This is a genomic window from Bradyrhizobium sp. WSM4873, from assembly GCF_055811355.1.
This window is the reverse complement of the sequence record NZ_JBVVPS010000113.1, coordinates 1-704: the sequence shown is the minus strand read 5'-3', so window position 1 is coordinate 704 and position 704 is coordinate 1. Positions and strand designations below refer to the sequence as shown.

The window sequence follows — 704 nt, the reverse complement described above, 5'->3', positions numbered from 1 at the left end:
CGACCGCCGGTCCAAGCCATGATCGCCTTCATCGACGATCATCGTGGGGCGCATGGGGTCGAGCCGATCTGCAAGGTGCTGCCGATCGCCCCCTCGACCTACCACGCCCATGTGACCAAGCGGCGCGATCCCGCCAAGCTGTCGGCGCGCGCCAAGCAGGACGCCGCGCTGAAGATCGAGGTTCGGCGCGTCTTCGATCAAAACTTCTCCGTCTACGGCGTACGCAAGGTCTGGCGCCAGCTCAAGCGCGAAGGCTTCGATGTTGCCCGTTGCACGGTGTCGCGACTGATGCGTGACATGGGTTTGCAAGGGGTCATCCGCGGCAAATCCGTCAAGACTACGATCAGCGACAAGGCCGCGCCATGCCCGCTGGATCACGTCAACCGCGAGTTCAAGGCGCCAAGGCCGAACGTTCTCTGGCTCTCCGACTTCACCTATGTCGCGACCTGGACCGGCTTCGTCTACGTCGCCTTTGTCATCGACGCCTATGCCCGCAGGATCGTGGGCTGGCGGGCCTCGCGCACGGCACATGCGAGCTTCGTGCTCGATGCACTAGAGCAGGCACTGCATGATAGACGGCCGGTCCATCGCGGCGGGCTCGTGCACCACAGCGACAGGGGCAGCCAAGGCGGATTCAAACGGTCGTCGCAACACCAGGAGTTTGGAGGTTGCGATGAACGTTGTAAGGCGCAGATCGGCGCGGT

At 63.6% G+C, this 704-nt stretch carries 1 protein-coding gene and 1 other annotated feature; the gene reads left to right on the top strand.

What is annotated here, in order from left to right:
• Nucleotides 1–93: a sequence feature (AL1L pseudoknot), on the top strand. This feature is flagged as partial in the annotation.
• Nucleotides 1–704: IS3 family transposase (locus AC0L21_RS37975; protein ID WP_473267115.1), on the top strand; the 704-nt coding region annotated here is incomplete at both ends. Its footprint overlaps the feature before it by 93 nt.